Raw genomic sequence first — 18,462 nt, 5'->3', positions numbered from 1 at the left:
CCGCAGACGCCGTTTCTCGCGGGTCGGTGGGGGCCCCGCGCGGTGAGTAGCGCATTCCGGCCGCCTCGGGGAACGCCTTCACCCCACTGTTAGCCTGAGAGCAAGCTACCGAGGAGGACCTGTGCCCCAGGCCGATTTCGTCGTCGTCGCCAATCGTCTGCCGGTGGATCGCACCCCCGACGGGGAGGGATGGCGGCGCTCGCCCGGCGGTCTCGTCACCGCCCTCGAACCGGTCATGCGCCGCGCCGAGGGAGCGTGGGTCGGATGGGCCGGTCAGCCCGACGTGACCCTCGAGCCCTTCGACTTCGACGGGACGCACCTGGTGCCGGTCGAGCTGTCGGCGGCCGACGTGCAGCACTACTACGAGGGCTTCTCCAACGACACGATCTGGCCGCTGTACCACGACGTGATCGCCGAGCCCACCTACAAGCGGGCGTGGTGGGACGCCTACGTCCGCGTGAACCGACGCTTCGCCGAGGCGGCGGCCGCGGCCGCCGCCGACGAGGCGATCGTGTGGGTCCAGGACTATCAGCTGCAGCTCGTGCCGAAGATGCTGCGCGAGCTCCGGCCCGACCTCACGATCGGCTACTTCCACCACATCCCGTTCCCCGCCTACGGCCTGTACTCGCAGCTGCCGTGGCGCAAGCAGGTGCTCGAGGGTCTTCTCGGCGCGGACGTCATCGGATTCCAGCGCGTGGCGGATGCCGGCAACTTCGCGCGCGCCGTCCGGCGTCAGCTGCGGTACGAGACCAAGGCGAGCGGGATCTCGGTGCCGGACGGCGAGGGCGGCACGCGCGTCGCGCTGGCCAAGGCGTTCCCGATCTCGATCGACGCGGAGTCGTACGTCGAGATGGCGCAGCGCCCCGAGATCCAGCAGCGGGCACGCGAGATCCGCGAAGGTCTGGGCAACCCGCGCAAGATCCTGCTGGGCGTCGATCGCCTGGACTACACCAAGGGCATCCGCCACCGTCTCAAGGCCTGGGGCGAGATCCTCGAGGACGGACGCGCCACGGTCGAGGATGCCACTCTGGTGCAGGTCGCGAGCCCGAGTCGCGAGCGCGTCGACGCCTACGTGCAGTTGCGCGACGAGATCGAGATGACGGTCGGACGCATCAACGGCGACCACGACAGCACCACGCACACCGCGATCCGGTACCTCCACCAGTCGTATCCCCGCGAGGAGATGGTCGCGCTGTACCTCGCCGCCGACGTGATGCTCGTCACGGCGCTCCGCGACGGCATGAACCTCGTCGCCAAGGAGTATGTCGCGAGTCGCATCGACAACCGCGGTGTCCTGGTGCTCAGCGAGTTCGCCGGTGCGGCGGACGAGATGGGCAGCGCACTGCTGATCAATCCGCACGACATCGACGGACTCAAGGACACGATCGTGCGGGCGCTGGAGATGCCCTCCGCCGAGCAGGGGCGCCGCATGCGCGCCCTGCGCAAGCGCGTCCGCGACCACGACGTCGAAGACTGGTCGCGCGAGTTCCTCGAAGCCCTCTCGGCGTTCCACGACCGCGCATCGAGCGCCTCGGCGGCCGCCGAGGTGGACGCGTCCGTCGACGAGCCTCGGGATGCCTCGTGACCGCCGCCGACGCCGCGCTCGAGGCGGTCTCGACGACCCCCGTCCTGCTCGTCGCGCTCGACTTCGACGGAACCCTCGCGCCTCTCGTCGACGACCCGATGACCGCCCGCATGACCCCGCGCGCCCGCGCCGCCGTCGATGCCCTGGCGGCGCTGCCGGACACGGTCGTCGCCCTCGTGTCGGGGCGTTCGCTCGGGCATCTCCGCGAGATCGCCGAGCACGATGACGCGTCGCCCGTCTGGCTCGCCGCGTCGCACGGGGCGCAGTTCTGGACGCCGGGCGCGGGGGAGGAGGCGGCGGCCGACGATGCCGACGACCTCGCGCTGCGCGACCGCCTCCAGGCGACGATCTCCGATGGCGTCGGCCACCTCGAGGGCGTGTGGATCGAGCCGAAGGAGTTCGGCGTGGGCGTGCACACGCGGCGGGCGGATGCCGAGGCGACCGAGGAGGCGCGTGGTCTCGCCGACCGCCTCGTCGCCGAGGAGGCCCCGGACTGGCGGCGGCGCACCGGCCACGACATCCTCGAGTTCGCCTTCCGCCACGAGGGCAAGGACTCCGCCGTCGCACGTCTGCGCGAGCGGACCGGGGCGACCGCGGTGATCTTCGCCGGCGACGACGTCACGGACGAGGACGCCCTCGGCGCCCTCGCGACCGGGGATCTCGGCATCCACGTCGGTACCGGCGACACCGTCGCGGCCCTCAAGGTCGCCGACATCGACGGGCTCGTCGACGTGCTGGAGGCGGTCGCGCATCAGCGTGTCGTCCACGCGCAATAGACTGCGAGAATGCCCGCTCCGCAGAATCCGAACACCGGTGAGTTCGACATCAAGCCCCGCAGTCGCGTCGTCACCGACGGCATCGAAGCCACCACGTCCCGAGGCATGCTCCGTGCCGTCGGCATGGGCGACGAGGACTGGGACAAGCCCCAGATCGGCATCGCCTCCAGCTGGAACGAGATCACTCCCTGCAACCTGAGCCTCGACCGTCTGGCGCAGGGCGCGAAAGAGGGGGTGCACGCCGGCGGCGGCTACCCGCTGCAGTTCGGCACCATCTCCGTCTCGGACGGCATCTCGATGGGGCACGAGGGAATGCACTTCTCGCTCGTCTCGCGCGAGGTCATCGCCGACTCGGTCGAGACCGTCATGATGGCCGAGCGTCTCGACGGCTCGGTGCTGCTCGCCGGTTGCGACAAGTCGATCCCCGGCATGCTCATGGCATCCGCCCGTCTCGACCTCTCCAGCGTCTTCCTCTACGCGGGCTCGATCGCGCCGGGCTGGGTCAAGCTCAGCGACGGCACCGAGAAGGACGTCACGATCATCGACTCGTTCGAGGCCGTGGGCGCGTGCCTCGCGGGCAAGATGAGCGAGGCCGACCTCAAGCGCATCGAGTGCGCGATCGCGCCGGGCGAAGGCGCGTGCGGCGGCATGTACACCGCCAACACGATGGCCTCCGTCGCCGAGGCGCTCGGTCTCAGCCTCCCCGGCTCGGCCGCCCCGCCGTCGGCCGACCGCCGTCGCGACTACTTCGCCCACCGCTCGGGCGAGGCCGTGGTGAACCTGCTGCGTCAGGGCATCACGACGCGCGACATCCTCACGAAAGAGGCGTTCGAGAACGCCATCGCGCTGGCCATGGCCCTCGGTGGCTCGACCAATGTCGTGCTCCACCTGCTGGCCATCGCCAACGAGGCCGAGGTCGAGCTGTCGCTGCACGACTTCAACCGCATCGGCGACAAGGTGCCGCACGTCGCCGACATGAAGCCGTTCGGCAAGTACGTCATGAACGACGTCGACCGTCACGGCGGCATCCCGGTCATCATGAAGGCGATGCTCGACGAGGGCCTCCTGCACGGCGACGCGCTCACCGTCACGGGTAAGACGCTGGCCGAGAACCTCGCCGACCTGAACCCCGACCCGGTGGACGGCAACGTCATCCACCGCTTCGACGACCCGATCCACGCCACCGGCGGCATCACGGTGCTGCACGGATCGCTCGCTCCGGAAGGCGCGGTCGTGAAGACCGCGGGCTTCGACGCCTCGGTGTTCGAGGGACCCGCGCGGGTGTTCGAGCGCGAGCGCGGCGCCATGGATGCCCTCGAGGCCGGCGAGATCAACGCCGGCGACGTCATCGTGATCCGCTACGAAGGCCCCAAGGGCGGCCCGGGTATGCGGGAGATGCTCGCCATCACCGCGGCCATCAAGGGCGCGGGGCTCGGAAAAGATGTACTACTCTTGACGGACGGTCGATTCTCAGGCGGCACAACCGGCCTCTGCATCGGCCACATAGCTCCCGAAGCGGTGGACGCAGGTCCTATCGCCTTCGTGCGCGATGGTGATCTGATACGGGTCGATATCGCCGCTCGCACTCTCGACTTGATCGTCGATGACGCCGAGCTGAGTTCCCGCCGCGAAGGCTGGGAACCGCTTCCCCCGCGCTATACCCGTGGCGTTCTGGCCAAGTACTCCAAGCTCGTGCACTCCGCCGCGGAGGGCGCGGTCACGGGCTGACGGCCGTCCCCCTTTCACCCCCACCTGGTTCCGAGGTACCACCATGTCCGCCGAATCCGCCACGGCCGTTCCCCGGCCCCCCGCTCGCACCGCCCCGGCGCCCGTGCTCACGGGCGCCCAGGCGGTCGTCCGTTCGCTCGACCTGCTCGGCGTGACCGATGTGTTCGGTCTGCCGGGCGGCGCGATCATGCCCGTCTACGACCCGCTCATGGACGACGAGAACGTCCGCCACATCCTCGTGCGCCACGAGCAGGGCGCCGGCCACGCGGCCGAGGGGTACGCCGCAGCCTCCGGTCGCACCGGCGTCGCCATCGCGACGTCCGGCCCCGGTGCGACCAACCTCGTCACCGCGATCGCCGACGCCTACATGGACTCGGTGCCGCTGGTCTGCATCACCGGCCAGGTCTTCTCAACCCTCATGGGGACGGATGCCTTCCAGGAGGCCGACATCGTCGGCATCACGATGCCGATCACGAAGCACTCGTTCCTGGTGAAGTCCGCCGAGGAGATCCCCGGCGCGATCGCCGCGGCGTTCGAGATCGCCTCGACCGGGCGTCCCGGCCCGGTGCTCGTGGACATCACGAAGGACGCGCAGCAGAACTCGGCGCCGTTCATCTGGCCGCCGAAGATCGACCTGCCCGGCTACCGTCCCGTCACGAAGGCCCACGGCAAGCAGATCCAGGCTGCGGCGCAGTTGATCGCGAACGCGAAGAAGCCCGTGCTGTACGTCGGGGGCGGTGTGATCCGCGCGAAGGCGTCGGCCGAGCTCAAGACGTTCGCCGAGGCGACCGGCGCCCCGCTGGTGACGACGCTGATGGCGCGCGGGGCGTTCCCCGACTCGCACGACCAGCACCTCGGGATGCCCGGCATGCACGGCACGGTGCCCGCTGTCCTGGCGCTCCAGGACAGCGACCTCATCGTGTCGCTGGGCGCCCGCTTCGACGACCGCGTGACCGGCAAGGCGGCGCTCTTCGCTCCGAACGCGCAGGTCGTGCACGTCGACATCGACCCCGCTGAGATCTCGAAGATCCGCACCGCGGACGTTCCGATCGTGGGCGACCTCAAGGAGGTGCTCGTCGACCTGGATGCCGCCTTCCGGCAGGCGGCATCCGAGACCGACGTGGACTACTCGGAGTGGTGGACCTTCCTCAACGGCCTCCGCGAGGAGTTCCCCCTCGGCTACACGCCCACCACCGACGGGCTCCTGTCGCCGCAGCACGTGATCCAGCGGATCGGTGAGCTGACCGGGCCCGAGGCGATCTACGCCGCGGGAGTCGGTCAGCACCAGATGTGGGCGGCGCAGTTCATCAAGTACGAGCGTCCCAACGCGTGGCTCAACTCCGGCGGTGCCGGAACGATGGGGTACTCGGTTCCCGCCGCGATGGGCGCCAAGGTGGCCGAGCCCGAGCGCGTCGTCTGGGCGATCGACGGTGACGGCTGCTTCCAGATGACCAACCAGGAGCTCGCGACCTGCGTCATCAACGACATCCCGATCAAGGTCGCGATCATCAACAACTCGTCCCTCGGGATGGTGCGCCAGTGGCAGACGCTGTTCTTCGACGGGCGTCACTCCAACACCGACCTGAACACGGGGCACGGGACGCGTCGCATCCCGGACTTCGTCAAGCTCGCCGAAGCCTACGGATGCCTCGCCATCCGGGTCGAGAAGGAAGACGAGATCGACGCGGCCATCCAGCTCGCGCTCGACACCAACGACCGCCCGGTCGTCATCGACTTCGTCGTGAGCGCGGATGCCATGGTGTGGCCGATGGTCCCGCAGGGCGTCAGCAACAGTTACGTCCAGTACGCCCGCGATCACTCGCCCGCCTTCGCCGAGCAGGAGGACTGAGATGTCTCGTCACGTTCTGAGTCTCCTCGTCGAGGACAAGCCCGGTCTGCTGACCCGCGTCGCGGGGCTGTTCGCCCGTCGCGGCTTCAACATCGAGTCGCTCGCCGTGGGCGTCACCGAGGTGCCGGGCCTGTCCCGCATCACGGTCGTCGTCGACGTCGAGGGACTGCCGCTCGAGCAGGTGACGAAGCAGCTCAACAAGCTCATCAACGTCATCAAGATCGTCGAGCTCGACCCGGCCAGCTCGGTGCAGCGCGAGCACGTGCTCGTCAAGGTCCGCGCCGACAACGCCAGCCGCTCCCACGTGCTCGAGGTCGTGAACCTCTTCCGCGCGTCGGTGGTCGACTACGCGCCCGACGCCCTCGTCATCGAGATCACCGGTGACTCCGGCAAGGTCAGCGCCTTCCTCAAGGCCATCGAGCCGTTCGGCGTGAAGGAGCTCGCGCAGTCGGGCCTGCTCGCCGTCGGCCGTGGTGGCAAGAGCATCACCGAACGCGTCCTGCGCGGCTGAACCTCTCACCCCTTTTCACACACCCCCGGTCCCGTCGCGGGACCAGTATCCAAGGAGAAAGCATCCCCATGGCAGAGATCTTCTACGACGACGACGCCGACCTCTCGATCATCCAGGGCAAGAAGGTCGCGATCGTCGGCTACGGCTCGCAGGGTCACGCCCACGCGCAGAACCTCCGCGACTCCGGCGTCGAGGTCGTCATCGCGCTCAAGGACGGTTCGAAGTCGGCCGCGAAGGCGCAGGAGGACGGCTTCGAGGTGAAGAACGTCGCCGACGCGACCGACTGGGCCGACCTGATCATGATCCTGGCGCCCGACCAGCACCAGCGCTCGATCTACGCCGACTCCATCAAGGACAAGCTCACCGAGGGCAAGACGCTCGCCTTCGCGCACGGCTTCAACATCCGCTTCGGCTACATCGACGCCCCCGAGGGCGTCGACGTGATCCTCGTCGCCCCTAAGGCGCCCGGTCACACCGTCCGTCGCGAGTACGTCGCCGGCCGCGGCATCCCCGACATCATCGCCGTCGAGCGCGACGCCTCGGGCTCGGCCTGGGACACCGCCCTCTCGTACGCGAAGGCCATCGGCGGCACCCGCGCCGGCGTCATCAAGACGACCTTCACCGAAGAGACCGAGACCGACCTGTTCGGCGAGCAGGCCGTCCTGTGCGGTGGTATGAGCCACCTCGTCCAGTACGGCTTCGAGACGCTGACCGAGGCCGGCTACCAGCCCGAGATCGCCTACTTCGAGGTGCTGCACGAGCTCAAGCTCATCGTCGACCTCATGTGGGAGGGCGGCATCGCCAAGCAGCGCTGGTCGATCTCCGACACGGCCGAGTACGGCGACTACGTCTCCGGCCCCCGCGTCATCTCGCCGGACGTCAAGGAGAACATGAAGGCCGTTCTCGCCGACATCCAGTCCGGTGCGTTCGCGCAGCGCTTCATCGCCGACCAGGACAACGGCGCCCCCGAGTTCCTCGCCCTCCGCGAGAAGGAGCAGGGGCACCCGATCGAGGCCACGGGCAAGGAGCTCCGCGGCCTGTTCGCCTGGAAGCAGCAGGACTCCGACTACGTCGAGGGTTCCGCCGCGCGCTGATCCCCGCCGCGAACGCCCCGGAACCGTCCTGGTTCCGGGGCGTTCGCCGTTGCGGCGGGGCATAGACGCCCCACGGGCGTGCCGCGCTAGCGTGGAGGCGTGAGCACACCGCGCGACGACGACGCCCTCTCCTGGGACGGTGACGACGACCCGACGCTCGATGTGGGCGAGAAGCGGGTCTCCGAAGCCGAGCCCTTGCCGTTGCAGCCCGAGGCCGAGCCCGAACCGCTCCAGCCGGAACCGCTGTCGACCTCGGCGGCGCCGGCATCCCGGCATCCGGGAACCGCGCCCGAAGCCGACGCCGAGACCACGGATGCGGGGGATGCCGAACACTCGGCGCCGCTCGGCAATGTCGGGCTCGTCGGCATCGGGATGATCGCCGCGACGTTCCTGCTCTTCGCGGTCGGCTGGTTGGTGGCCGGATTCCGTCTGCGCGACCTCGGTCTCCCCATCCCCGACGTCACGGTGCTCACGCTGACCATTGCCGCGACCCTTGCTCCGCCGGTGTGGTTCGTGACCGTCCTGGCGCTCACGCGCGGCTGGCGCACGTGGCAGCGGTTCCTGCTGCTCATCCTCGGCATCCTGTTGCTCGTTCCGTGGCCCTTCCTCTCGTTGGGAGCTTCCGTATGAGCGCCACCACCCGCGTCCGCCGCCTGCCGACGTGGCTCGTCGTGACCATCGCCGGGCTCTTCGGCCTGCTGTACGCCTTCGTCGTCTGGAGCTCGGTGGCGCTGCTCGTGCAGCAGGCGACCGGCGCCCTCGGCCTGAACGGGCTGGGGTGGTTCGTCTACATCCTGCCGATCGTGTTCCCCCTGGTGGCCTTCGGTGTCGCGTTCGCGATCGGCGCGCGCCGCAAGGCGGGGGAGTTCTCGCTGGCCCTGCTCGCCGGGCTCACCCTGTCCGCGGCGTTCTGGCTGGCGATCGTCGGGTACGGAGCGACGTCGTACGGGTTGTACGGCGGCTGATCGCCCGTCGGATGGCGGCGGATCGCCCGACAGACGCCTTCGGCGCGGCTGCGGGTCGCGCCTGCCGGAGCGTCACGCGGTCGGACGCCTGCCGTTGCAGCGCTAGGCTGGCAGACGGCCCGCACGGGTCGCGCGCCCGGTTCGCGCCGGCGATGCGCGGCGGTGCGCGCCGCTCCCCAGCACCGTTTCGAAGGACGCATCCGTGACGAAGCCCGTCGTGCTCATCGCCGAAGAACTCTCTCCCGCCACGATCGACGCGCTCGGCCCCGACTTCGACGTGCGCCACGTCGACGGGACCGACCGCCCCGCGCTGCTCTCGGCCCTCGCCGACGCGCACGCGGTGCTCGTGCGCTCGGCCACCCAGATCGACGCGGAGGCCCTCGCCGCCGCGCCGTCGTTGAAGGTGGTCGCGCGCGCCGGCGTCGGACTCGACAACGTCGACATCAAGTCGGCGACCGCGGCCGGTGTGATGGTCGTCAACGCACCCACGTCGAACATCATCTCCGCCGCGGAGCTGACCGTCGGTCACGTGCTCAGCCTCGCGCGTCGGATCCCCGCCGCCCACGCCTCTCTCGCTCAGGGACTGTGGAAGCGCAGCTCCTTCACCGGCACCGAGCTCTTCGAGAAGACGATCGGCATCATCGGCCTCGGTCGCATCGGCGCCCTCATCGCGGCGCGGCTGCAGGCGTTCGACATGCGCGTGATCGCCTATGACCCGTACGTCACCGCGACGCGCGCGCAGCAGCTCGGCGTGCAGCTCGTCTCGCTCGACGAGCTCCTCGACCAGAGCGACTTCGTCACGATCCACATGCCGAAGACCCCCGAGACGACCGGGATGATCGGCACCGAGCAGCTGCGTCGCATGAAGAAGTCGGCCTATGTCATCAACGTCGCGCGCGGCGGTCTGATCGACGAGGACGCGCTGTACGACGCGCTCACCTCGGGCGAGATCGCCGGAGCCGGCCTCGACGTCTTCTCGACTGAGCCCCCGGTCGAGGGCGGTCCGGCGCGCAAGCTCCTCGACCTGCCCAACGTGGTCGTCACGCCCCACCTCGGCGCCAGCACCGAAGAGGCCCAGGAGAAGGCCGGCGTCTCCGTCGCGCGTTCGGTCAAGCTCGCCCTCGAGGGAGACCTCGTCCCGGATGCCGTCAACGTCGCCGGTGGCGCGATCGATCCGTTCGTGCGCCCGGGCATCGCCCTGGTGGAGATGCTGGGTCAGTTCTTCAGCGGTCTGGCCGACAGCGCCCTGTCGAGCCTCGACATCGAGGTGCGCGGCGAGCTCGCGGAGTACGACGTGAGCGTGTACCGGCTCGCGGCTCTCAAGGGCATCTTCAGCCGCATCGTCAGCGAGACGGTGTCGTACGTCAACGCGCCGCTCTTCGCCGAGCAGCGCGGCGTCGAGACCCGACTCGTCGTCGAGTCGGAGAGCCCGCTCTACCGCAACATCACGATCCTGCGCGGCACTCTGGCGGACGGATCGACCCTCGAGGTCGCCGGTACGCTCGCCGGCACGCGCATGGTGCCGAAGGTCGTGGGCATCAACGGCTACGAGATCGAGGTTCCGATCGAGACGCACCACATCGTGATGCGCTATGCCGACCGTCCCGGCATCGTCGCGATCTACGGTCAGAAGCTCGGCGAGGCGGGCATCAACATCGCCGGCCTCCAGGTCGCCCGACCGGATGCCACGGGCCGTGCACTGTCCGTGCTCACGGTCGACTCCCCGGTGCCCGATGAGATCCTCGCGGCGATGCGCGAAGCCGTGAACGCCGATCTGTTCCGTCAGATCGAGATCGTCGAGAGCTGACGCACGAACGAAGTGCGGGGGAGGGGGTCGCGGAAGCGGCCCCCTCCTCCTGCGTTTCGGGCCGTCGTCCCTTCGGCGGCGTCCACGGCCCGTCCTCAGGCCACAGGTTGTGCGGTTTCGGGTGAGATCCGTCCGGCGGAGGATGGAATCGGCGGGACCCGGCGACCGCCGGGCCCGTTCGTCGTCAGCATCGACCCATGCTGCTCTCCCTGGTCGGTCGGCTGGCGTCGGTGGCTATCGGCTCCGCCCTCCTCATCGTCGGGCTCGCCGAGATCGTGGGCGGCCGGTGGTGGGGATTCCTCGCGATCGTCGGCGCGGCCGGAGTCCTGCTGGGCGTGGCGCTGGAGGCATCCGGGATCGTCCGCGTCCCGCGCCGGGGCGATCGCCGATCTCAGGTGGTCGCTGCGACGACCGCGGAGATGAGCGCGTCGAGGTCGGTGCCCTCGAGTGCGGGGCCGGGGAGCGCGTTGAGGTCGAGAACGGCGTTGAAGTAGAGCCCGTCGCTCACGAGCAGGACCATCTGCAGGGCGGTCTCGTCACGGGTGTGGGCGCGCAGGCTGTCTTCCCAGAGTTCGCGGACACGGCGCAGACTCGCCGATGCGGCGTCGCTGCCGTTCTGAGCCAACCGCGACACCGCGAGGATGGTCACATCCAGGGGCGAACCGGTGTTCTGCGACGAGCGCAGGTGCGCGGCCACGACGCCTTCCGGAGAGTTCTCGATCTCGTCGACGTCCTGCTGGGCGAGCGTCTCGAGGCGCTGCACGAGGGCTTCCTCCAGTGCGCTCTTCGAGTTGAAGTGGTAGAGAAGTCCGCCCTTGCTGACCCCGGCGGCGCGAGCCGTGGCATCCATGGTCGCCGCCCGTTCGCCGTCGTCGACGAGGATACGGGTGAAGGCGTCGAGGACGGCTTCGCGGGCGAGTGGGGGTCTGCTCATGGCCTTTAGATCGTAATGGCGGGCGGTGTGTCGATTCTGTTACTATACCGGCTGGACGGTTTAGAAACGGAACTCGGAAGAATGCTCACCTCGTCGTTGCCCACTCAAGAGATCAACGCTCCTCGCGCCGGCTGGCGCGGGTGGTTCGCGTTGGCGGTGCTCATGCTGCCCGTGCTGCTCGTGTCGGTCGACAACACCGTGCTGAGCTTCGCTCTGCCCGAGATCGCGCTGTCGCTGCAGCCGTCGAGCATCGAGCAGCTCTGGATCATCGACGTCTACCCGCTCGTTCTGGCCGGACTCCTCGTCACCATGGGCACGCTGGGTGACCGGTTCGGCAGGCGGCGCATGCTCCTGATCGGCGCCACCGGATTCGCGGTCGTCTCCGCGCTCTCCGCGTTCGCGCCCACCGCGGCGCTGCTGATCGCGGGACGCGCTCTGATGGGTGTGTTCGGTGCGATGCTGATGCCCTCCACCCTGTCGCTGCTGCGCAGCATCTTCCGCGACCGCGACGAGCGACGCCTCGCCATCGCGGTGTGGGCGTCCGGGTTCTCCGCGGGTGCCGCTCTCGGTCCGATCGTGGGCGGTTTCCTGCTCGAGCACTTCACGTGGGGGTCGGTCTTCCTTATGGCCGTGCCCGTGCTCGTGCCTCTGCTGGTGCTGGCGCCGTTCTTCGTGCCCGAGAGTCGCGATCCTGCTCCGGGCCGGTTCGACCCGGTAAGCGTCCTCCTGTCGCTCGCGACGATGGTGCCGATCGTCTACGGCATCAAGAAGCTGGCCGTCGACGGTCCGACCCTGACCACCGGTGCCCTCTTCGTCATCGGTGTCGTGTTCGGGTGGCTGTTCGTGCGGCGGCAGCGTACCCTGCCCACCCCGATGCTCGACATGTCGCTGTTCCGTCGGGGCACGTTCTCCGGCGCGATCCTGGTCAACCTGCTCAGCGTCGTCGGTCTCGTGGGCTTCCTGTACTTCGTGGCGCAGCACCTGCAGCTGGTCGTCGGACTCACGCCGATGGTGGCCGGCTTCGCGCTGCTGCCGGGGCTCGCGCTGATGATCGTGTCGGGTCTCGCCGTGGTCCCGGTGGCGCAGCGGTTCGCGCCGCGGGTCGTCGTCCCGGCGGCACTGGGCTTCTCGGTGGTCGCGTACGTCCTGGTCGCGGCGTCCACCGGTGACCTCGTGCTGCTCATCGTCGCCTTCGGTCTCCTCGGAATCGGCATCGGTGCCGCCGAGACCGTGTCGAACGAGCTCATCCTGTCCAGCGCCCCGCCGGCGAAGGCCGGTGCGGCCAGCGCGGTGTCGGAGACGGCCTACGAAGTGGGGGCCGTGCTCGGTACGGCGGTGCTCGGCGGCATCCTCGCCGCGTTCTACCGCGCGCAGCTCGTGCTTCCGGCCGGACTCCCCGAGGCTGCCGCCGACGCGGCCCGCGAAACCCTCGCCGGGGCGGTGGCGGTGTCGCACACGCTGGACGATGCCGCTCTGGCGGAATCGCTGCGTCTCGCGGCCGCGCACGCGTTCGATTCCGGCGTCGTGGTCACGGCGTTGATCGGTGCCGGGCTGATCGTCGTGGCGGCCCTCATCGCTGCCACTACCCTGGGAGGAACCCGCGGCGCGTCGACGAAGTGATGCGCCCTGAGCGCTGAGGAGTGCGATGTCGCGCGTCGTCAAACTGGCCGTCATCCCCGGTGACGGCATCGGTCCCGAGGTCGTCACCGAGGCCGTGAAGGTCCTCGACGCGGTCACCGCCGGATCCGGTGTGGAATTCGAGAAGACGCCGTTCTCCCTCGGCGCCGGCCGTTACCTCGAGACGGGCGACACGCTCACCGATGCGGACCTCGCCGCGATCGCCGAGCACGACGCGATCCTCCTGGGCGCGGTCGGGGGAGTGCCCGGCGACCCGCGCCTGAAAGACGCGAACATCGAACGCGGCCTGCTGCTGAAGCTGCGTTTCGAGCTCGACCACTACGTCAACCTGCGCCCCTCGAAGCTGTACCCCGGAGCGACCGGTCCGCTCGCGAACCCGGGCGACATCGACTTCGTCGTGGTCCGCGAGGGCACCGAGGGGCCGTACGTCGGCAACGGCGGCTCCATCCGGCGCGGCACGCCGCACGAGGTCGCGAACGAGACGTCCGTGAACACCGCCTACGGCATCGAGCGGGTCGTGCGCTACGCGTTCGACCTCGCCCAGCGTCGCCGGAAGAAGCTCACGCTCGTGCACAAGACGAACGTCCTGGTGCACGCCGGTGGCATGTGGAAGCGGATCGTCGACGCCGTGGCGTCGGAGCACCCCGAGGTCGACGTAGACTACCTGCACGTCGACGCGGCCACCATCTTCCTGGTCACGAACCCGAGCCGCTTCGATGTGATCGTCACCGACAACCTCTTCGGCGACATCCTGACCGACCTGGCCGGCGCCGTCACCGGTGGCATCGGCCTCGCCGCATCGGGCAACATCAACCCCGACGGCGCGTTCCCCTCGATGTTCGAGCCCGTCCACGGATCGGCGCCCGATATCGCGGGCACCCAGAAGGCCGATCCCACGGCCGCGATCCTCTCCGTCGCCCTTCTGCTCGATCACCTCGGGCTCCCCGACGAAGCCACTCGCGTCACCCGCGCGGTGGAAGACGACATCGCGACCCGGGATGCCACCCCGCGCAGCACCGCGCAGATCGGCGACGCCATCGCCGCCCGCGTCCAGGCGTAACCTGGACCGATCGGCACGCGCCGCCGCCCGCGCCCCCCGACACCGTGTGAAAGAGACCATGACGACCATCGACACCGACCCCGACACCGGACTCGACCCGCTCGAGTTCGCCGTCACCCGCAATCTCGCCGCCAAGAGCCCCGCGCAGCGCGCCGAGATCCTCGCCAGCCCGGGATTCGGGCAGCACTTCACCGACCACATGGTCGACGTCTGCTGGTCGGTCCGCGGGGGATGGCACCGGCCGCGCGTCTCGCCCTACGGTCCGATCTCGCTCGACCCCGCCGCGGCCGTGCTCCACTACGGGCAGGAGATCTTCGAAGGCATCAAGGCCTACCGTCACGCCGACGGCTCGGTGCACACGTTCCGCCCCGATCAGAACGGACGTCGTCTGCAGCGTTCGGCGCGCCGTCTGGCTCTGCCCGAGCTGCCGGTGCCGTACTTCCTGCAGTCGCTGCGCGAGCTGATCGCGGTCGACGGCGACTGGGTGCCCTCTGGTGAGAACCAGAGCCTGTACCTGCGTCCGTTCATGTTCGCGAAGGAGGCGTTCCTGGGTGTCCGCCCGGCGCACAAGGTGGCCTACTACCTGATCGCGAGCCCCGCGGGTGCGTACTTCAAGGGCGGCGTACAGCCGGTGTCGATCTGGCTGAGCGAGGACTACTCGCGCGCCGGCAAGGGCGGAACGGGCGCGGCGAAGACCGGCGGCAACTACGCCGCGAGTCTCCTGCCCCAGTCCGAGGCGTACGAGAACGAGTGCGATCAGGTGGTCTTCCTCGACCAGGACCGCAACATCGAGGAGCTCGGCGGAATGAACGTCGTGTTCGTCTACAAGGACGGCACCATCGTCACGCCGCAGTCCGACTCCATCCTCGAGGGCATCACGCGCGACTCGCTGCTGCAGCTCGCCCGCGACCGTGGCCACCACGTGGTCGGACGCAACGTGTCGCTCACCGAGTGGCGCGAGGGTGTGGCATCCGGAGACATCGTCGAGGTGTTCGCGTGCGGTACCGCCGCCGTCGTGACCCCCATCGGTGTGCTCAAGGGCAAGGACTTCATCGACGAGCAGCCGACCGGCACGCTCGCCCTGGAGCTGCGTCAGGAACTGACCGACATCCAGTACGGTCGCGCGGAAGACCGGCACGGCTGGCTGTATCGCCTCGACGCCTGAGGGCGTTGCGCATTCGGAGGGGTCCCCGCGAGGGGGCCCCTTCGCCGTTGGGCACCCGTGCCTGTGGGCTCCGCCCCACCGATAAACGGCATCGGCGACGAGAAACGGGCTCTCCCGGCGTGTTTCGTCGTGGATGCCGTTTATCGCCAGATGCTCGAGCAGCGCCGGGGCTGGACGCGGCGCGGAGGCAGACGCGGCGTCGGGGCCGGACGGGGTGTCGGGTGAGCCGCGGTTAGGCTGAGACGGTGAAGATCGCTCGCTTCAGCTACCAGGAAACCCTCCGCTACGGCATCGTCGACGACGCCGAACTGGTCGTCCTGTCCGGTGACCCCCTGTTCGCCGGGTTCGAAACGACGGGGGAGCGGATCCCACTGTCCGAGGTCACGCTGCTGGCTCCGGTCATTCCGCGCTCGAAGGTCGTCTGCATCGGCAAGAACTACCACGACCACGCGGCCGAGATGGGCGGCGAAGCCCCCGCCGAGCCGCTCATGTTCCTCAAGCCCAACACCTCGGTGATCGGTCCGGACGACGTCATCGTCCGTCCGACCGCGCTCAGCTCGCGGACCGACTACGAGGGCGAGGTCGCGGTCGTCATCGGCCGCATCGCGAAGAACGTCCCGGCCGAACGGGCATCCGACTACGTCTTCGGCTACACCGTCGCCAACGACGTCACCGCCCGCGATCTGCAGAAGACCGACGGGCAGTGGACTCGCGCGAAGGGCTTCGACACCTTCTGCCCGGTCGGGCCGGTCATCGAGACCGAGCTCGACACGGATGCCGCGATCATCACGACCCGCGTCAACGGCGAGGTGCGGCAGAACGGACCGATGTCGGACATGATCCACTCGGTGCCCGATCTCATCGCCTACGCGTCGTCGGTGTTCACGCTGTTGCCCGGTGACCTGATCCTGACCGGGACCCCCGCCGGGATCGGCCCGTTCGAGGCCGGCGACACCGTCGAGGTCGAGGTGAGCGGGATCGGGGTGCTGCGCAACACCGTGCGCGATGCCTGAGCCGACGTCGGGCGCGGCGCCCGACATCGCGCTCGTGCAGCGCCGGACCGTGCGGGTCCTCGCATCCGGGCAGGTGCTCACGGGTGTCGCGTTCGGGTCGACGCTGTCGCTGGGCGCTCTGCTCGCCGCCGATCTGTCGGGGCAGGAGGCGTTGTCCGGCTTCGCCACCGCGGCGGTGACACTGGGCGCGGCTCTCACGGCGATCCCGCTCGCCCGCCTCGCGGCGGCGCGCGGCCGTCGATTCGCGTTGAGCGCGGGGAACATCGCCGCACTCGTCGGAATCTCCGTCGTGATCCTCGCCGCCGCCTCGCGCCTGTTACCCCTGTTGCTCGTCGGGATCGCCCTCATCGGCGCCGGTAACGCCGGCACGTTGCAGGCACGGTTCGCCGCCACGGATCTCGCCGGCCCTCAGCGGCGGGGGCGGGACCTCGCGACGGTCGTCTGGGCGACCACCGTCGGCGGTGTCGTCGGTCCTCTGCTGCTGGCGCCGGGCGAGGTGCTCGGGGCGGGCATCGGGATGCCACGTCTCACCGGCGCGTACCTGTTCTCGTTCGCGGCCCAGGCGTGCGCGCTCGCGCTGTACGTGCTGGTCCTGCGGCCCGACCCGCTGCTTCTCGCACAGAGACGCGACCGCGAGAGCGCGGGCGCCGCGACCGTGGAGGCCGTGGCCGATCGGCCCGCACTGGCCCGCTACGCGATGTTCGCCGTGGCTGCGTCGCACGTGACGATGGCATCCGTCATGGCGATGACGCCCGTGCATCTGTCGCACATCGTCGCTCCGGATGCCGTGACCCTCGCCGTCGGCGTCACGATCGCGCTGCACGTGTTCGGGATGTACGGGCTGTCGCCCGTCTTCGGGATCCTCGCTGACCGTGTGGGGCGGATCCCCGTCGTGCTTCTCGGGCAGGTGCTGCTCGCTGCGGCGTTGGCGGTGGCGGCGACGCTGCCGTGGTCGCAGGCGGGGGTGCTCGTCGCCCTGGTGCTGCTGGGTCTCGGTTGGAGCGCGGCCACGGTCGCGGGCTCGGCGCTCCTGACCGAGGCGACTCCGCTCGCGGGCCGTCCCCGGCGTCAGGGACGCAGTGACACCCTGATGACGGCGTGCGCCGCCGCCGGGTCCGTCCTCGCGGGCGTGATCCTCAACGTCGCGGGATACGGCGGGCTCGCGCTCTGGGCGCTCGTGCCCGTCGCGGCCGTGTGCATCGGAGCCGTGGCGGTCAGAGCGCGACGGTGAGCGGCGCGCTGCGCCGGCCGTGCAGGGCCGAGAGCGAACGGTCGACGTCGTCCTCGTCGTTGAAGACGTGGAAGGCGACCCGGGCGCGGCCCGCGCGTCCCGACGCGATCATTCCGGATGCCGTGAGCCGCGCGAGCGCGCAGCCCTCGGCATCCGGCCACGTGACGATGGCCGAGGGGCGTGGCTGCTCGTCCAGGTCCATTCCCGCGCGGAAGCGCGCGGCGAGCCCCGTCGTGTGCGCGTGCACGGCGGTCGGATCGGCCGAGGCGAACAGCGCGAGGGCGGGCGCGGCGCCGACGAACGCCTGCCAGGCCGGCGAGACGTCGAAGCGTCGTGCATCCGGTGCCGGCGGCGCCGACACGCCGTAGCAGGACGCCCACGGATCGTCCCCCGAGTACCAGCCGGCGTGCACGGGACGGAGTTCACGCGCGAGGGCCGGGGACAGGGTGAGGAAGCCGACCCCGCGGGGAGCGCACAGCCACTTGTACGCGTGGCACACCGTGGCGTCGAAGAGCGTGGCATCCACGGGCAACCACCCGGCCGCCTGCGTCAGATCGCACAGGGTGCGTGCGCCCGCCCGGGCCGCTGCGGCGGCGATCCCGGCGGCGTCGGCGACCTCGCCGGTGGCGGATTGCACGAGGGAGAACGCCACGAGCCACGTCTCGGCCGTGACCTCGTCGGCGAGACGGCTCAGAGGGACGGACCGCAGGCGTACGCCGCGACCCGCGTGCGCGAACGGGGCCACGAGCGACGCGAAGTCGCCTTCGGGGCACAGCACCTCCGCTCCGTCGGGCACGGCGGCGGCGATGAGCGAGACGGCGACCGAGGTCTGCGCGGCGATCGCGACACCCGACACGGGCGCGTGGACGAGGTGCGCGTAGGAGCGTCGGGCGTCTTCTACCGCCCGCGTGGCAGCGGCGACGTCGGGTCGCCCGGATGCCGCGGCCTGGAGGTCGGCGGACACGGCGGCGACCGTCGCGCGGGGCGGAAGCCCGAGTGTGCAGGCGGCGAGGTAGTCGCGGCCTCCGGCGAAGTGCGGCGCGAGGGTCATGCGACCAGCGTGCCCGCGCATCGCACATAGCACTACGGGAGGTTTTGCATGAAAA

General features: G+C 69.8%; 16 protein-coding genes. 14 read left to right on the top strand and 2 right to left on the bottom strand.

The genetic code is table 11. The features are described from left to right. Positions 1-121 precede the first annotated feature (121 nt). The 9 genes from otsA (at position 122) to serA (ending at position 10,315) form a co-directional block, all read left to right on the top strand. Entirely contained in the window at positions 122-1,585 is a 1,464-nt protein-coding gene (otsA, locus tag BGO45_RS02445) for an alpha,alpha-trehalose-phosphate synthase (UDP-forming) (protein ID WP_292690621.1), read from the top strand. Then, positions 1,582-2,361, top strand: coding sequence for a trehalose-phosphatase (gene otsB, locus BGO45_RS02440; protein WP_292690619.1), 780 nt, complete (start codon positions 1,582-1,584; stop codon positions 2,359-2,361). The genes otsA and otsB overlap by 4 nt, the downstream gene beginning before the upstream one ends. A 9-nt stretch (positions 2,362-2,370) precedes the next feature. Next, positions 2,371-4,089, top strand: coding sequence for a dihydroxy-acid dehydratase (ilvD, locus tag BGO45_RS02435; protein WP_076490210.1), 1,719 nt, complete (start codon positions 2,371-2,373; stop codon positions 4,087-4,089). Positions 4,090-4,132: 43 nt separating this feature from the next. After that, on the top strand, positions 4,133-5,938 hold the full coding sequence (locus BGO45_RS02430; RefSeq protein ID WP_292690616.1) for an acetolactate synthase large subunit: 1,806 nt from the start codon (positions 4,133-4,135) through the stop codon (positions 5,936-5,938). Position 5,939: 1 nt separating this feature from the next. Then, positions 5,940-6,449, top strand: a complete 510-nt coding sequence (gene ilvN, locus BGO45_RS02425) for an acetolactate synthase small subunit (RefSeq protein WP_076490212.1) — start codon at positions 5,940-5,942, stop codon at positions 6,447-6,449. 68 nt (positions 6,450-6,517) lie between these two features. After that, positions 6,518-7,543: a ketol-acid reductoisomerase gene (gene ilvC / locus BGO45_RS02420; protein WP_076490213.1), complete on the top strand. Its 1,026-nt coding sequence runs from the start codon at positions 6,518-6,520 to the stop codon at positions 7,541-7,543. A 99-nt stretch (positions 7,544-7,642) separates the two neighbouring features. After that, positions 7,643-8,173 carry a DNA polymerase III subunit gamma/tau gene (locus BGO45_RS02415; protein WP_292690612.1) on the top strand — a complete coding sequence of 177 codons (531 nt, stop codon included), beginning with the start codon at positions 7,643-7,645 and terminating at the stop codon, positions 8,171-8,173. Further along, complete coding sequence (locus tag BGO45_RS02410; RefSeq protein ID WP_076490215.1) at positions 8,170-8,508, top strand: bacitracin resistance protein; 339 nt, start codon at positions 8,170-8,172, stop codon at positions 8,506-8,508. Before BGO45_RS02415 ends, BGO45_RS02410 begins: the two co-directional genes overlap by 4 nt. A gap of 202 nt (positions 8,509-8,710) precedes the next feature. After that, the gene (serA, locus tag BGO45_RS02405) at positions 8,711-10,315 is read left to right on the top strand and encodes a phosphoglycerate dehydrogenase (RefSeq protein ID WP_292690610.1); all 1,605 of its coding nucleotides are present in this window, start codon (positions 8,711-8,713) and stop codon (positions 10,313-10,315) included. Positions 10,316-10,706: 391 nt separating this feature from the next. On the opposite strand, the gene BGO45_RS02400 is transcribed toward serA, so the two are convergent. Continuing rightward, positions 10,707-11,249, bottom strand: a complete 543-nt coding sequence (locus BGO45_RS02400; protein ID WP_076490217.1) for a TetR/AcrR family transcriptional regulator — start codon at positions 11,247-11,249, stop codon at positions 10,707-10,709. 81 nt (positions 11,250-11,330) lie between these two features. Here BGO45_RS02400 and BGO45_RS02395 point away from each other — a divergent pair, with 81 nt between their 5' ends. From BGO45_RS02395 to BGO45_RS02375, 5 genes are all read left to right on the top strand, one after another. Continuing rightward, a complete protein-coding gene (locus tag BGO45_RS02395; RefSeq protein ID WP_292690609.1) occupies positions 11,331-12,869 on the top strand; it encodes an MFS transporter in 1,539 nt (512 codons plus the stop codon). Positions 12,870-12,894: 25 nt separating this feature from the next. After that, positions 12,895-13,947 carry a 3-isopropylmalate dehydrogenase gene (locus tag BGO45_RS02390; RefSeq protein WP_292690607.1) on the top strand — a complete coding sequence of 351 codons (1,053 nt, stop codon included), beginning with the start codon at positions 12,895-12,897 and terminating at the stop codon, positions 13,945-13,947. Between the two features lie 58 nt (positions 13,948-14,005). Further along, positions 14,006-15,112, top strand: coding sequence for a branched-chain amino acid aminotransferase (locus tag BGO45_RS02385; RefSeq protein ID WP_292690605.1), 1,107 nt, complete (start codon positions 14,006-14,008; stop codon positions 15,110-15,112). Positions 15,113-15,357: 245 nt separating this feature from the next. Further along, entirely contained in the window at positions 15,358-16,125 is a 768-nt protein-coding gene (locus BGO45_RS02380; RefSeq protein ID WP_292690603.1) for a fumarylacetoacetate hydrolase family protein, read from the top strand. Continuing rightward, positions 16,118-17,356 carry an MFS transporter gene (locus tag BGO45_RS02375; protein ID WP_292690601.1) on the top strand — a complete coding sequence of 413 codons (1,239 nt, stop codon included), beginning with the start codon at positions 16,118-16,120 and terminating at the stop codon, positions 17,354-17,356. The genes BGO45_RS02380 and BGO45_RS02375 overlap by 8 nt, the downstream gene beginning before the upstream one ends. Here the strand turns inward: BGO45_RS02375 and BGO45_RS02370 are convergent. Continuing rightward, positions 17,340-18,407: an aminotransferase class V-fold PLP-dependent enzyme gene (locus BGO45_RS02370; RefSeq protein WP_292690599.1), complete on the bottom strand. Its 1,068-nt coding sequence runs from the start codon at positions 18,405-18,407 to the stop codon at positions 17,340-17,342. The genes BGO45_RS02375 and BGO45_RS02370 overlap by 17 nt on opposite strands. Positions 18,408-18,462 lie beyond the last annotated feature (55 nt).

This window comes from Microbacterium sp. 71-36, from assembly GCF_001898305.1.
GTDB lineage: Bacteria > Actinomycetota > Actinomycetes > Actinomycetales > Microbacteriaceae > Microbacterium.
This window is presented reverse-complemented; position numbering and strand designations above follow the sequence as displayed.